Source organism: Pulveribacter suum (genome assembly GCF_003013695.1).
GTDB lineage: Bacteria > Pseudomonadota > Gammaproteobacteria > Burkholderiales > Burkholderiaceae_C > Melaminivora > Melaminivora suum.
This window is the reverse complement of sequence record NZ_CP027792.1, coordinates 3,089,202-3,103,907: the sequence shown is the minus strand read 5'-3', so window position 1 is coordinate 3,103,907 and position 14,706 is coordinate 3,089,202. Positions and strand designations below refer to the sequence as shown.

Below are 14,706 nucleotides of genomic sequence, written 5' to 3'. Positions count from 1 at the left end.
CATGGCTACGAAGAAAAAAGCGCCCAAAATGGACTTCGCCCGCGCGCAGGCCAACCTGCAGGGGCAGTTCCAGAACCTCGATCCCAAGGATCCGTCCCTGTGGCCCCTCGTGCCGCGCGTGCTGCTGTGCCTGTTCATTGCGGCAGGCGTGGCCACCGCCCTGTGGTTCTTCAAGCTGACCGAGTACGAGGAACAGCTGGCAAGCGAGCGCAGCACCGAGGAGCAGCTGCGCCAGGACTACCAGAAGAAGCTGGTCAAGGCCGTCAGTCTGGATCTGCTCAAGAAGCAGCGCGAGCAAGTGCAGCAATACGTCACCCAACTGGAAAAGCAGCTGCCCAGCAAGGCCGAGATGGCGGCATTGCTGTCCGACATCAACCAGGCCGGCCTGGGCCGCAGCCTGCAGTTCGAACTGTTCAGGCCGGGTCAGATCGTGGTCAAGGACTACTACGCCGAGCTGCCCATCTCCATCAAGGTGGCTGGCAAATACCATGACATCGGCTCGTTTGCCTCGGATGTCGCCAATCTCTCGCGCATCGTCACGCTCAACAACATCGCTCTCGCGCCTGCGGCCAAGGACGCGGGCAGCGGCAGCCTGACCATGGAGGCGACGGCGCGCACCTTCCGCTACCTCGATCCCGAGGAGATCCAGGCCCAGAAGGCTGCAACGCAAAAGGCAGGCGCGAAGAAATGACGGGCTCCTTGTACAAAGCCGCGTTGTGCGCGGCAGCGCTGGCACTGGCTGGATGCGGCCCCAGCGGTGAAGATGAGTTGCGCCAGTGGATGCAGGAGCTGCGCGCCACCACCAAGCCGCGCGTGAAACCCCTGTCCGAACCCAAACAGTTCATGCCTCAGGACTATGTGGCACACACCGGCGTAGATCCATTCGATCCGCAGAAACTCACGCAGGTATTGCGGCGGGACTCGGCGCAATCGGCCACCAACGTGTCCCTGATCGCGCCCGAGATGGCGCGCCGCAAGGAGCCGCTGGAGGCCTATCCGCTTGATGCCATGAAGATGGTGGGCAGCCTGAACAAGAGCGGCGCCCCCACCGCGCTCATCAATGTGGACAAACTGCTGTACCAGGTGCGTGCCGGCAACTACCTGGGGCAGAACTACGGAAAGATCACGGCCATTACCGAGACCAACATCCAGCTGCGCGAGATCGTGCAGGATTCCTCTGGCGATTGGATCGAACGGATGGTGACGCTTGAATTGCAAGAGGGAAGTGGGGAGAAGAAATAATGATTCGAATCAAGACACGTCTGCAGCAGCGCCTTTGGCTGGCGGCCATCGCCGTGGCCGCCAGCCTGGGTGTCGGCGCAGCGCATGCACGCCCCAGCATCGAGTCCGTGACCGGCTTTCTCCAGGGCGGCTCGGAAACTTTGAGGATCGAACTGTCGGAGCCCATTGCCGAGCCGCCCCCAGGTTTTGCCACCCAAAGCCCGGCGCGTATTGCGCTGGACTTTCCGGGCGTGGGCAATGCCACGGGTCGGTCGCTGATCGACATCAACCAGGGCAATGTCAAGTCCGCCAACATCGTCCATACGGATGAGCGCTCGCGCGTGGTGCTCAACCTGAAGCAGCCTACGTCCTATCGCGCCGAGCTGCAGGGCCGTACCGTGGTGGTGACGCTGGACGCCGTGACGGGAGGTGCCCTGGTGCCCAGCGCGCCGCGCGCCGTCTTCGCCGAAAGCCACAATGCGGACGTGCTGCCGCTCAAGGATCTGGATTTCCGCCGCGGCGCCGATGGTGCCGGCCGCGTGGTCATCGCCTTGGCCAGCAACCAGGTGGGCGTTGACCTGCAGCAGCAGGGTAAGGGGCTGACGGTGGAATTTTTGCGCTCGTCCCTGCCTGAAGGACTGCGCCGACGACTGGACGTGTCTGACTTCGGCACGCCCATTCAGACCATCACCGCCACCCAGCACGGCGAGCGCGTACGCCTGTCCATCGAGCCGGTCGGCGAGTGGGAGCACAGTGCCTACCAGAGCGACAGCCAGTTCGTGGTAGAAGTGCGCCCCAAAAAGGTGGACTTGAACAAGCTGTCGCAGGGCCCGCACTACACGGGCGAGAAACTGTCGCTGAACTTCCAGAACATCGAAGTGCGCTCGCTGCTGCAGGTGATCGCGGACTTCACCAACTTCAACATCGTCACCTCGGATACGGTGACGGGTGCTCTGACCCTGCGCCTGAAGGACGTGCCCTGGGACCAGGCGCTGCAGATCATCATGGACGCCAAGGGTCTGGGCATGCGCAAGTCCGGTACCGTGCTGTGGATCGCTCCCAAGGACGAGATCGACGAACGCGTACGCAAGGACTACGAAGCCGCTGCCGCCATCCAGAAGCTGGAGCCGGTACGCACCCAGGCCTACCAGCTCAATTACGCCAAGGCGGCCGACATCGTCGCCCAACTGGCCTCCAGTTCCGGGGGGGGCGGTTCGTCCCAGAACGCCCGCTTCCTGTCCGAACGCGGCAGCGCCATTGGCGAGCCACGCACCAATCAGCTGTTCGTGACGGATACACCCGCCAAACTGGAAGAAGTGCGCCAGCTGCTGCTGACCCTGGACGTGCCCGTGCGCCAGGTCATGATCGAAGCGCGCATCGTTGAGGCCCGTGACTCCTTCGGCCGCTCGCTGGGCGTGCGCCTGGGCGGCGGCGATCTGCGTGCCAATCGAGGTGGCGATGGGGGCTATGGCATTGGCGGGGGCAATCGCGTATCGATGGGTACCAATTACGGCAACGCCACTAATTCCGCCGGTTTTGGCGGCAATGTGGACGTCGGTGGCAGCTTCGTGAATCTGCCGGCTTCGGTGTCTAACGTGGCCAGCGTCGGTTCTTTCGCACTGTCCATCTTCAATTCCTCCGCCAATCGCTTCCTGACGCTGGAACTCTCCGCCATGGAGGCCGACGGCCAAGGCAAGATCGTCTCCAGCCCGCGCCTGATCACGGCCGACCAGACCAAGGCGCTGATCGAGCAGGGTACCGAATATCCGTACTCGGTCACCGCTCCCAACGGCGCCACCACCATTGCTTTCAAGAAAGCCGTTCTGAAGCTGGAAGTTACGCCGCAGATCACCCCGGAGGGCAACATCATCCTGGACCTTGACGTCAACAAGGACAGCCGCGGTGAGAGTACCGAGCAGGGCGTGGCCATCGACACCAAGCACGTCAAGACGCAGGTGCTGGTGGAAAACGGCGGCACCGTGGTCATTGGCGGCATCTTCGAGATGGAAGAGACCAATCAGGAAAACAAGATTCCGGTATTGGGCGATGTTCCGGTGTTGGGCAATCTGTTCAAGAACCGGACCAAGGAGTCCTCCAAGCGCGAAATGCTGGTGTTCATCACGCCCAAGGTCATTACCGATCGCGGTCCCGTGCGTTGAGTTTCGTAGGTAGATCAATCATGAAAATTGCAAAAATTTCCATTTTCTCTGCGGTTGTGGCCGCAGCGCTGACAGCTTGTGGTGGGGGCGGGGGGAGCGGTGGAGAATCCAGCGCGCCTTATGAGATTACGTTGCGCGCAGATAAGACACTTCTGCCAGTAAACACCGCCAATGTGGGCCCGGGCCAGGGTGTCTATGCGCCCTATTCGACCACGTTGTATGTAAATTCCACCACGGGAGGTCACGCCATTCCTGGAGGAGAGGACATATTTGGATGTAATGTCGAAGGTGGCCTTGACACTGGCTCCTTGTATTATCTCGATGGCGACGATTCTCACGTTGTGGATGTTGATGACGGAAACGGCGGGAAGGTCAAGGTTCCCAAGGCTTACCGCAGTATTACCCTGGGCGCCAACTCTGGTGGGAATTCTTTCCACTTTCACGCAGGCGATCAGGCGGGTAATGCAAAGATTACGTGTTCGGTGCAGGATCCACGAGACAAGAAGACGTACTCGACGAGCGTGAACATCACCGTTGGCGCCGCTAGCGGCAAGGCTGCGAGCGTTCGCACCTATGGCCAATCTAACCGTCTGGGCACGCAGGGCAATACCAGCAACCTGGCCTCCTCCACTGTCGTGGATGTCCAGGTGCTGGATGACGCAGACCAGCCGCTGCCCAACACCACCGTGCAAAATGTGCAGGTCAGCCTGCGTTCGACCACCAGCGCAGCTCCTGGCGCGCGTCTGATGGCCGGCGGCAAGGATGGCAGCACGCTGTGGATCAGTACTGTGGGCGGCATCGGCAAATTCACCGTGTCCAGCGGCCGCAGTGAGGGCCCTCTCGTCGTGGATGTGCTGGCTGACCGCAGCGATAACGACGTGACCAATGGCATCAAAGATCCGATCATCGGGACGTTCGTGATTCCCGTGATCTCGCGTATCGCGCCGGTGCTGGAGCCGCTGGCGATCACCACTACCACCATTACAGCCGCTACCAATGGCCTTCCCTACAGCTTTGTGCTTGGGGCCAGTGGCGGTGAGGCTCCCTATACATGGTCTGCGCTGAGCGCTCTGCCGGCAGGTTTGTCGCTCAGTCCGTCGGGTGTCATTTCCGGGACCCCCAACGTGAGAACCTTGGGCGCTGTCAACTTCGCGGTGCAGGTCACTGATGCAGCAGGCAACGTTAGTACGGCCAACTTTACGCTAACCGTGAGTGGAACGGTAGTTGTTGATCCTCTTACAATCGTCGGCTGTAGCAATGACCCCAATGCGCTGTGCAAGATTGGCGAAGTCGAAAAGGGCGTAGTCTTTGGTGGGTATGCGTTGACAGCAACAGGTGGCCCTGCTGCAGGTACGGTCGTGTGGACTTCGACGGGAATTCCCAGTTGGCTGGCTATAACTCCTAGTGGCATCATTTCTGCCACGGGCACAGCGCCGGCGACCTGTGGCAACGCGGACTTCTTCGTGACCGCTACCAAGGGCACCGTGTCGACAACCAGCAAGTTGCGTATTGTCGTGACAGGTTGCCCATAAGTTGGGAGAGAGCGGGAAGCTTCCGCTTTCTTTTATTCAAGGCCCCGGCTATGGTCTCGGGGCCTTTTTTCATCCATTTGTTGGTTTTTTTCCGTATGCCGGATTTGGCGGGGCCCTTCTTTCCATGAACAGTGTTCATATTGATCTGGGAGAGCGCAGCTATTTCATCAAGGTTGCATCTTGCGGTTTGCGGGCATCGGTGGACGATCCGCTTCTTCCTGCCGGCACCGCCGCCCTGATCGTTAGCAACGAAACAATCGCGCCTCTGTATGGCGAGCTATTGCTCAGCGCACTGGCCAAGCACTACCCGCAGGTCCACACCGTCATCCTCCCCGACGGCGAGCAACACAAAACCTGGCAAACCCTGAACCTCATCTTCGACGCCCTGCTCACCCACGGCTGCGATCGCAAGGTGGTGCTCTATGCCCTGGGCGGTGGCGTGGTCGGTGACATGACCGGCTTTGCCGCCGCCTGCTACATGCGCGGCGTGGATTTCGTGCAGGTGCCCACCACGCTCCTGGCCCAGGTGGATTCCAGCGTGGGTGGCAAAACCGGCATCAACCATCCGCTGGGCAAAAACATGGTCGGGGCGTTTCACCAGCCGCGGCTGGTGATCTGCGACCTGTCCACCCTCGATACCCTGCCGGCGCGCGAGCTGGCCGCGGGCCTTGCCGAGGTCATCAAGTACGGTCCCATTGCCGACATGGCACTGTTCGACTGGCTGGAGGCGAACATGGACGCGCTGCTGGCGCGCGAGCCGCAGGCGCTGGCGCATGCCGTCAGGCGCAGCTGCGAGATCAAGGCCGCCGTGGTGGGCGCGGATGAGCGCGAAGCCGGTCTGCGCGCCATCCTCAACTTCGGCCACACCTTTGGCCACGCCATCGAGGCCGGCATGGGCTACGGCGTGTGGCTGCACGGCGAGGGCGTGGCGGCGGGCATGGTCATGGCGGCCGAGTTGTCACGCCGGCTGGGGCTGGTGGACGAGGGCTTCGTGCAGCGCCTGCGCACGCTGCTCATGCGCGCCGGCCTGCCCACGCGCGGCCCGGTGCTTGATGCGCAGGACAACGCCGGCCGCTACCTGGAGCTGATGCGCGTGGACAAGAAGGCCGAGGCCGGCGAGATCCGCTTCGTGCTGATCGACGGGCCGGGCAGGGCCGTGCTGCGTGCGGCGCCCGATGCGCTGGTGCGCGAGGTCATCGACGCGTGCTGCGCCGGTTGACGGCTGCTCCTATTTTGGTAGCTGTTAGCGCTTACTGTACAAGCGCTGGAGGCTGATTTGACGAGTAATGTGTCGCTCGGCCCCTATGCCTGCGATCCGGCGCTTTCGCGCGGGCGGCGCCATGCTGACGTACCTGCGCCCACGCGCACCGAGTACCAGCGCGACCGCGACCGCATCGTGCATTCCAGCGCCTTCCGCCGGCTGGTCTACAAGACGCAGGTCTTCGTCAACCACGAAGGCGACCTGTTTCGCACGCGCCTGACCCACTCGCTGGAGGTGGCGCAGCTGGGCCGCTCCATCGCCCGGTCGCTGGCGCTCAATGAAGACCTGGTGGAGGCGGTCAGCCTGGCGCACGACCTGGGCCATACGCCGTTTGGCCATGCGGGTCAGGATGCGCTGAATGGTTGCATGCGGGACTTTGGCGGCTTCGAGCACAACCTGCAAAGCCTGCGCGTGGTGGACTGGCTGGAAGAGCGCTATCCACAGTACGACGGCCTGAACCTGACTTTCGAGACGCGCGAGGGCATCTTGAAGCACTGCTCGCGGCGCAACGCCGAGCTGCTGGAATCGCGCGAGCCGCACGGCGTGGGCGAGCGCTTTCTGCTGGGCCGCCAGCCCAGCCTGGAGGCACAGCTGTGCAACCTGGCCGACGAGATCGCCTACAACGCACACGACATCGACGACGGCGTGCGCTCGGGCCTGGTCACGCTGGCGCAGTTGCGCGAGGTGCCGCTGTTTGACCGCTACCGCAGCGCCGCGCAGCAGCAGTACCCGCAGCTGGCCGATGAAGGCCCGGGCCAGCGGCGCCTGCTGCACGAGGCCATTCGCCGCATGCTCAGCGACCAAGTCTATGACGTGATCGATTCCACGCGCGCCGCACTGGCGCGCCACCAGCCCGCCAGTGTGCAGGACGTGCGCCGGCTGCCGGCCATGGTGTGCTTTTCGGAGGGCATGCGCGCGCAGTCGCAGGTGCTCAAGCAGTTCCTGATGCGTTCGCTGTACCGCCATCCGCAGGTCGTGCAGACCATGGACGCGGCCCGGCGGGTGGTGCAGGACCTGTTTGCCGCCTACATGGACGCGCCGCAGCAGATGCCGCCCGCACAGGCCGGCAGCGCCGAGCGCGGCGACCTGCAGCGGCGCGCGCGCACGGTGGCCGACTTCATCGCCGGCATGACCGACCGCTTCGCCCTGCGCGAGCACGAGCGCATCACCGGCCAGCGCCTGTTGGGGTGATTTTCGCGGTGCCTAAAATTGTGGCCCTATGCATGCCCACCGGCGTGCCCACGCCGCAGGGCCAGCCATGACGACCGAAAACCCCATCCTTTCCCCGACCTATGAGCCCGCGCGCGACGATGCCGTCGTCGTGCAGGACATGGTGCGCTGGCTCGAGCGCGCCGTGATCGACCTGAACCTGTGCCCTTTCGCCAAGGGCGTGCACACCAAGGGCCAGATCCACTACGTGGTCAGCCACGCCACCGATGCGCGCAGTCTGCTGGAAGACCTGCAGCGCGAGCTGGAGGCGCTGGCTGAAATCTCTCCCGAAAAGCGCGACACCACGCTGCTGATGGCGCCGCTGGCCATGGCCGATTTCCTGGACTTCAACGACTTCCTGGAGCTGGCCGACGAACTGGTCGAGGCCATGGACCTGGCTGGCATCCTGCAGGTCGCGTCCTTCCACCCCCAGTTCCAGTTCGCCGGCACCGAGCCGGATGACGTGGCCAACGCCACCAACCGCGCGCCATACCCCACGCTGCACCTGCTGCGCGAAGAAAGCATCGACCGGGCCGTGCAGGCCTTCCCCGAGGCAGAGGAAATCTTCGAGCGCAACATCGAGGTGCTGGAAAAGCTGGGCGCAGAAGGCTGGAAGGCGCTGGATGTGGGCGCGCGCTGCCCCGTGCATCACCACCAAGATCCCAGCGACGGCGGCAAGAAAGCATGAGCCGAACGAAGCAGGGCCAGCGTCGGGCCGCCGGGGCAGCTCCCGGCGCTGTCGCCGCGCAGGACGCCGCCGTGCTGGCCGAGCTGCGGCCGGGCCAGTCCATCGAGCTGCTCCAGGAGCTGCACATCCTTACCCGCGAGGGGCGGCTGAACCAGGACTCGCGGCGCAAGCTCAAGCAGGTCTATCACCTGTACCAGTTCATCGAGCCGCTGCTGGCTGAAGTCTCGCAGGGCGGCCACGTCCCGCTGCTGGCCGACCACGGCGCGGGCAAGTCGTACTTGGGTTTCATCCTGTACGACCTGTTTTTCAAGCAGCTCGGGCGCGGCGAGATCTATGGCATCGAATGGCGTGCCGAACTGGTGCAGCGCTCGCGCGAGCTGGCGGCACAGCTGGGCTTTGAGCGCATGCGCTTTTTCGACATGTCGGTGGCCGATGCCGCTGCGGCCGCGCAGCTGCCGGAGCGCTTCGACATCGTCACCGCCCTGCACGCCTGCGACACCGCCACCGACGACGCCATTGCCTTCGGCCTGCAAAAGCAGGCCCGCGCCATGGTGCTGGTGCCCTGCTGCCAGGCAGAAGTGGCCGCCTGCCTGCGCCAAAGCAAGGCCCTCGCCCTGTCGCGCACGCCACTGGCCGAGCTGTGGCGCCACCCCATTCATACGCGCGAGCTGGGCAGCCAGATCACCAACGTGCTGCGCTGCCTGCACCTGGAGGCGTCGGGCTACCAGGTCACGGTGACGGAGCTGGTGGGCTGGGAGCACAGCCTGAAGAACGAGCTGATCCTGGCGCGCTGGACCGGCACGAAGAAGCGCAGCGCCGCCGAACGCCTGGGCGCGATCCTGGAGGAATTCGGCCTGCGCCACAGCCTGTCTGCGCGCTTCGGCCTGACCACCTGACGGCCGGCCGCAGCCACGCAGCTGTTCAATTGGAATCTGACCCCCAATTTTATGGGGGTCAGATTCCAGTTCTTTCCTACCATAGGCACTCTGCAACGCCAGGAGCCCGCCATGGCCCGCCTGCCCCGCCTCACCGTCCCCGGCTATCCGCACCACGTCATCCAGCGCGGCAACAACCGGCAGATGATCTTCCACGACACGGTCGACCGGGAGTTCATGCTGCAGCTGCTGGCCGAGCAGTCGCGGCTGCACCAGATCGACGTGCACGCTTATGTGCTCATGGGCAACCATCTGCACCTGCTGGCTACGCCGCAGACTGAAAAAGGCCTGCCTTTGATGATGCAGGCCGTCGGGCGCAGCTACGTGCGGCGCTTCAACCGGCGCCACCAGCGCACTGGAACGCTGTGGGAGGGGCGCTACCGCTCGACCATCGTGCAGACCGAGCGCTATCTGCTGGCCTGCATGGCCTACATCGATCTGAACCCGGTGCGGGCCGGTTTGGTGGCGCAACCCGCCGACTACCCCTGGTCCAGCCACGCCCACTGCCTGGGCCTGCGCGCTGACCCGCTGGTCACCCCGCATGCGCTGTACTGGAGCCTGGGCAACACGCCCTTTGCGCGCGAGGCCGCCTACGGCGAGCTGGTGCGCTCGGGGTTATCTGCGCACGAGCACGAGGCACTGGGCCGCGCCGCACACGCCGGGTGGGCACTGGGTGGGCCCGAATTTATTGCTGCATTGCAACAAAAAACGCGGCGCCGCGTCACCCAGGCGCGCTCCGGCAGGCCTGTCCTGCAAGCGGCTGAATCAGCATAAAAACAGGGCACAGCCCTGGATACACAAGCACCGGCAGCTCTCTTTTTGATATGTCCCCATTATCTGGGGAGACGATTAGGTAGGTTTTTAATTGGAATCTGACCCCCATTAATATGCTTGAAGCGCATGAAGTCATGCATTAATCTGCGCATCCCACGTTTTCTAGACTTGAGGAACGCGCCATGACCACGGCCGCCGATATCCAGCATTTGCAGCAGCATGGGCTGTACGCATCCAGCAATGAGCACGACGCCTGCGGGCTGGGCTTCGTGGCACACATCAAGGGCGACAAGCGGCACGACATCGTGACGGGCGCCCTGAGAATCCTGGAAAACCTCGACCACCGCGGCGCTGTCGGGGCCGACAAGCTGATGGGCGACGGGGCGGGCATCCTGATCCAGATCCCCGACCGGCTGTACCGCGAGGAAATGGCGGCCCAGGGCATCGAGCTGCCGCCGGCCGGCGAGTACGGCGTGGGCATGGTCTTTTTGCCCCAGGAGCACGCCTCGCGCCTGGCGTGCGAGCAGGAGCTGGAGCGCGCCATCAAGGCCGAAGGCCAGCGTCTCGTGGGCTGGCGCGACGTGCCGGTCAACCGCGACATGCCCATGTCGCCCGCCGTGCGCGAGAAGGAACCCATCCTGCGCCAGGTCTTCATCGGCCGCGGCGCCGACGTCATCGTGCAGGACGCGCTGGAGCGCAAGCTGTACGTCATCCGCAAGACGGCCAGCGCCGCCATCCAGAACTTGAAGCTCAAGCACAGCAAGGAGTACTACGTCCCCAGCATGAGCAGCCGCACCGTGGTCTACAAGGGACTGCTGCTGGCCGACCAGGTGGGCGTGTACTTCCTGGACCTGGCGGACGCGCGCTGCGTCTCGGCCATCGGCCTGGTGCACCAGCGCTTCTCGACCAACACCTTCCCCGAGTGGCCGCTGGCGCACCCGTACCGCTACGTGGCGCACAACGGCGAGATCAACACCGTGCGCGGCAACTACAACTGGATGCTGGCGCGCGAAGGCGTGATGGCCTCGCCCGTGCTGGGCGAGGACTTGAAGAAGCTCTACCCGATCAGCTTTGCCGGGCAGAGCGACACCGCCACGTTCGACAACTGCCTGGAGCTGCTGACCATGGCCGGCTACCCCATCAGCCAGGCCGTGATGATGATGATCCCCGAGCCCTGGGAGCAGCATGAGCGCATGGACGAGCGCCGCCGCGCGTTCTACGAGTACCACGCGGCGATGCTCGAGCCCTGGGACGGGCCCGCTTCAATCGTCTTCACCGACGGCCGCCAGATCGGCGCCACGCTGGACCGCAACGGCCTGCGCCCGTCGCGCTACGTGGTGACCGACGACGACCTGGTCATCCTCGCGTCCGAGGCGGGCGTGCTGCCCGTGCCCGACAGCCGCGTGGTGCAGAAGTGGCGCCTGCAACCGGGCAAGATGCTGCTGATCGACCTGGAGCAGGGCCGGCTGATCGAGGACGACGAGCTGAAAGCAGGCGTCGTCAACACCAAGCCCTACAAGCAGTGGATCGAGAACCTGCGCATCAAGCTGGACAGCATCGCGCTGGACCCGGCCGCGGCGGCCGCCGAGCCGCAGGCGCCCGCGCTGCCGCTGCTGGAGCGCCAGCAGGCCTTTGGCTTCACGCAGGAGGACATCAAGTTCCTGCTTGCTCCCATGGCGCAAAACGGCGAGGAGGGCATCGGCTCCATGGGCAACGACAGCCCGCTGGCGGTGCTCTCCGACAGGAACAAGCCCCTGTACAACTACTTCCGCCAGATGTTCGCGCAGGTCACCAACCCGCCGATCGACCCGATCCGCGAGGCCATCGTGATGAGCCTGGTGTCCTTCGTGGGCCCCAAGCCGAATCTGCTGGACATCAACCAAGTCAACCCGCCCATGCGGCTGGAGCTGCACCAGCCGGTGCTGGACTTCGCTGGCATGGCCCGGCTGCGCGGCATCGAGGCGCACACGCACGGCAAGTTCAAGAGCGCGACCATCGACATCACCTACCCGCTGGCCTGGGGCCGCGAGGGGGTCGAAGCAAAACTGGCCTCGCTGTGCGCGCAGGCCGTCGATGAGATCAAGGGCGGCGCCAACATCCTGATCATCAGCGACCGCCAGCTGTCGGCCACGCAGGTGGCCATCCCCGCGCTGCTGGCGCTGTCCGCCATCCACCAGCACCTGGTGCGCGCCGGCCTGCGCACCACGGCCGGCCTGGTGGTGGAGACCGGCACCGCACGCGAAGTGCACCACTTCGCCGTGCTAGCCGGCTACGGCGCCGAGGCCGTACACCCCTACCTGGCGCTGCAGACGCTGGCCGAGATGCACCGCGAGCTGCCGGGCGAGTTGTCTGCCGACAAGGCGATTTACAACTACATCAAGGCAGTGGGCAAGGGCCTGTCCAAGATCATGTCCAAGATGGGCGTGTCCACCTACATGAGCTACTGCGGCGCGCAGCTGTTCGAGTGCGTGGGCCTGAACAGCGACACGGTGAACAAATACTTCACCGGCACCGCCAGCCGTGTCGAAGGCATGGGCGTGTTCGAGATCGCCGAAGAGGCCATCCGCAACCACCTGGCCGCCTTCAGCCAGGATCCGGTGCTGGCCCATATGCTGGACACCGGCGGCGAGTACGCCTGGCGCGCGCGCGGCGAGGAGCACATGTGGACGCCCGACGCCATCGCCAAGCTGCAGCACGCCACGCGCGCCGGCAACTGGAGCACCTACAAGGAATACGCCCAGCTCATCAACGACCAGAGCCGCCGCCACATGACGCTGCGCGGCCTGTTCGAGTTCAAGGTCGATCCGGCGCGTGCCATCCCCCTGGAGCAGGTGGAGCCGGCCAAGGACATCGTCCGGCGCTTTGCCACCGGCGCCATGTCGCTGGGCTCCATCAGCACCGAGGCGCACGCCACGCTGGCCGTGGCCATGAACCGCATCGGCGGCAAGAGCAACACGGGCGAGGGCGGCGAAGACCCGGCGCGCTACCGCCAGGAGTTGAAGGGCATCCCCATCCGCCAGGGCGAGACGCTGGCGTCCATCATCGGTGCGGACAAGGTCGAGGCCGACATCGCCCTGCAGGACGGCGATTCGCTGCGCTCGAAGATCAAGCAGGTGGCGTCCGGGCGCTTTGGCGTGACGGCCGAATATCTGTCGTCTTCCGACCAGATCCAGATCAAGATGGCCCAGGGCGCCAAGCCCGGCGAGGGCGGCCAGCTGCCGGGCGGCAAGGTGTCCGAATACATCGGCCAGCTGCGCCACAGCGTGCCCGGCGTGGGTCTGATCAGCCCGCCGCCGCACCACGACATCTACTCCATCGAAGACCTGGCGCAGCTGATCCACGACCTGAAGAACGTCGCGCCGCATGCCGACATCTCCGTCAAGCTGGTGTCCGAAGTCGGCGTGGGCACCATCGCCGCCGGCGTCGCCAAGTGCAAGGCCGACCACGTGGTGATCGCCGGGCACGACGGCGGCACGGGCGCCTCGCCCTGGTCGTCCATCAAGCACGCCGGCAGCCCGTGGGAGATCGGCTTGGCCGAGACGCAGCAGACGCTGGTGCTGAACCGCCTGCGCGGGCGCATCCGCGTGCAAGCCGACGGGCAGATGAAGACCGGGCGCGACGTGGTCATCGGCGCACTGCTGGGCGCCGACGAGTTCGGCTTTGCCACCGCGCCGCTGGTGGTGGAGGGCTGCATCATGATGCGCAAGTGCCACCTGAACACCTGCCCGGTGGGCGTGGCCACGCAAGACCCGCAGCTGCGCGCCAAGTTCTCGGGCAAGCCCGAGCACGTGGTGAACTACTTCTTCTTCGTCGCGGAGGAAGTGCGCCAGATCATGGCGCAGCTGGGCATCGCCAAATTCGACGACCTGATCGGCCGCACCGAGCTGCTGGACACGCGCAGCGGCATCTCGCACTGGAAGGCGCAGGGGCTGGATTTCTCCCGTCTGTTCGCCAAGGTGCCCACGCAGGCCGTGCTGGCGCATCGGCACATGGAGCACCAAGAGCACGGCCTGACCCGCGCGCTGGACGTGAAGTTGATCGAGCGCTGCCAGCCGGCCATCGAGCACGGCGAGAGCGTGCGCATCATGGAGGTGGCGCGCAACGTCAACCGCTCGGTCGGCGCCATGCTGTCGGGTGCGGTAACGCGCGCGCACCCGCAGGGGCTGCCTGACGACACCATCCGCATCCACTTCGAGGGCACGGGCGGGCAGTCCTTCGGCGCCTTCCTGTGCAGCGGCGTCACGCTGAACCTGACCGGCGAGGCCAACGACTACACCGGCAAGGGCCTGTCGGGCGGGCGCGTGATCGTGCGGCCCAGCCACGAATTCCGCGGCGAGAGCACAGCCAACACCATCGTCGGCAACACGGTGCTGTTCGGCGCCACCAGCGGCGAGGCGTTCTTTGCCGGCGTGGCGGGCGAGCGCTTTGCGGTGCGCCTGTCGGGCGCCACGGCCGTGGTCGAGGGCGTGGGCGACCACGGCTGCGAATACATGACCGGCGGCACCGTCGCCGTGCTGGGCAGGACGGGCCGCAACTTCGCCGCCGGCATGAGCGGCGGCGTGGCCTATGTGTATGACGAGGACGGGCAGTTCGCGTCGCGCTGCAACCTGGCCATGGTGCTTTTGTCCCCCATCGCCCCGGCCGACGAGCAGCGCGCGGGCAGTCCTGCCGGCCACTGGCACCGCGGCCTGACCGACGAGGAGCAGCTCAAAAAACTGCTGGAGGACCACAGCCGCTGGACGGGCAGCCGCCGCGCACGCGACCTGCTGGACAACTGGGCCGCCGCGCGCGCGCGCTTCGTCAAGGTCTTGCCGGCCGAGTACCAGCGCGCCCTGGCCGAGATACATGAGCGAAAAGTGCTGCAAGAGGGCGCCACGCCTGCGGTAGCAGCTATCGAAATAGAAGCATCCCCGGCCAAGTGAGCGCC

The 14,706-nt window shown here is 65.0% G+C and carries 10 protein-coding genes; all 10 read left to right on the top strand.

All coding sequences use genetic code 11. The features are described from left to right. Position 1: 1 nt before the first annotated feature. Positions 2–691, top strand: coding sequence for a type IV pilus inner membrane component PilO (gene pilO, locus C7H73_RS14255; protein WP_193483928.1), 690 nt, complete (start codon positions 2–4; stop codon positions 689–691). Beyond that, positions 688–1,242: a pilus assembly protein PilP gene (locus C7H73_RS14250; protein ID WP_227001360.1), complete on the top strand. Its 555-nt coding sequence runs from the start codon at positions 688–690 to the stop codon at positions 1,240–1,242. Before pilO ends, C7H73_RS14250 begins: the two co-directional genes overlap by 4 nt. Continuing rightward, positions 1,242–3,380 carry a type IV pilus secretin PilQ gene (gene pilQ / locus C7H73_RS14245; RefSeq protein ID WP_106847257.1) on the top strand — a complete coding sequence of 713 codons (2,139 nt, stop codon included), beginning with the start codon at positions 1,242–1,244 and terminating at the stop codon, positions 3,378–3,380. Before C7H73_RS14250 ends, pilQ begins: the two co-directional genes overlap by 1 nt. Before the next feature lie 20 nt (positions 3,381–3,400). Further along, positions 3,401–4,912 carry an Ig domain-containing protein gene (locus C7H73_RS14240; protein WP_106847256.1) on the top strand — a complete coding sequence of 504 codons (1,512 nt, stop codon included), beginning with the start codon at positions 3,401–3,403 and terminating at the stop codon, positions 4,910–4,912. Between the two features lie 124 nt (positions 4,913–5,036). Next, on the top strand, positions 5,037–6,131 hold the full coding sequence (aroB, locus tag C7H73_RS14235; protein ID WP_106847255.1) for a 3-dehydroquinate synthase: 1,095 nt from the start codon (positions 5,037–5,039) through the stop codon (positions 6,129–6,131). A 69-nt stretch (positions 6,132–6,200) separates the two neighbouring features. After that, entirely contained in the window at positions 6,201–7,364 is a 1,164-nt protein-coding gene (locus C7H73_RS14230) for a deoxyguanosinetriphosphate triphosphohydrolase (protein WP_264371567.1), read from the top strand. Between the two features lie 67 nt (positions 7,365–7,431). Next, on the top strand, positions 7,432–8,070 hold the full coding sequence (locus C7H73_RS14225) for a DUF1415 domain-containing protein (protein WP_106847253.1): 639 nt from the start codon (positions 7,432–7,434) through the stop codon (positions 8,068–8,070). Continuing rightward, positions 8,067–8,966, top strand: a complete 900-nt coding sequence (locus C7H73_RS14220) for a class I SAM-dependent methyltransferase (protein ID WP_227001359.1) — start codon at positions 8,067–8,069, stop codon at positions 8,964–8,966. Before C7H73_RS14225 ends, C7H73_RS14220 begins: the two co-directional genes overlap by 4 nt. A gap of 111 nt (positions 8,967–9,077) precedes the next feature. After that, positions 9,078–9,779, top strand: coding sequence for an REP-associated tyrosine transposase (locus tag C7H73_RS14215; protein ID WP_106847251.1), 702 nt, complete (start codon positions 9,078–9,080; stop codon positions 9,777–9,779). 182 nt (positions 9,780–9,961) lie between these two features. Continuing rightward, positions 9,962–14,701, top strand: coding sequence for a glutamate synthase-related protein (locus C7H73_RS14210; RefSeq protein WP_106847250.1), 4,740 nt, complete (start codon positions 9,962–9,964; stop codon positions 14,699–14,701). The last annotated feature ends 5 nt before the right edge of the window (positions 14,702–14,706 follow it).

Excerpts from the sequence above, each read along its gene's own strand:
- pilQ (WP_106847257.1), top strand. The coding sequence starts at position 1,242 with ATGATTCGAATCAAGACACGTCTGCAGCAGCGCCTTTGGCTGGCGGCC.
- C7H73_RS14210 (WP_106847250.1), top strand. The coding sequence starts at position 9,962 with ATGACCACGGCCGCCGATATCCAGCATTTGCAGCAGCATGGGCTGTAC.
- C7H73_RS14240 (WP_106847256.1), top strand. The coding sequence starts at position 3,401 with ATGAAAATTGCAAAAATTTCCATTTTCTCTGCGGTTGTGGCCGCAGCG.
- C7H73_RS14220 (WP_227001359.1), top strand. The coding sequence starts at position 8,067 with ATGAGCCGAACGAAGCAGGGCCAGCGTCGGGCCGCCGGGGCAGCTCCC.
- C7H73_RS14250 (WP_227001360.1), top strand. The coding sequence starts at position 688 with ATGACGGGCTCCTTGTACAAAGCCGCGTTGTGCGCGGCAGCGCTGGCA.
- C7H73_RS14225 (WP_106847253.1), top strand. The coding sequence starts at position 7,432 with ATGACGACCGAAAACCCCATCCTTTCCCCGACCTATGAGCCCGCGCGC.
- aroB (WP_106847255.1), top strand. The coding sequence starts at position 5,037 with ATGAACAGTGTTCATATTGATCTGGGAGAGCGCAGCTATTTCATCAAG.
- pilO (WP_193483928.1), top strand. The coding sequence starts at position 2 with ATGGCTACGAAGAAAAAAGCGCCCAAAATGGACTTCGCCCGCGCGCAG.
- C7H73_RS14215 (WP_106847251.1), top strand. The coding sequence starts at position 9,078 with ATGGCCCGCCTGCCCCGCCTCACCGTCCCCGGCTATCCGCACCACGTC.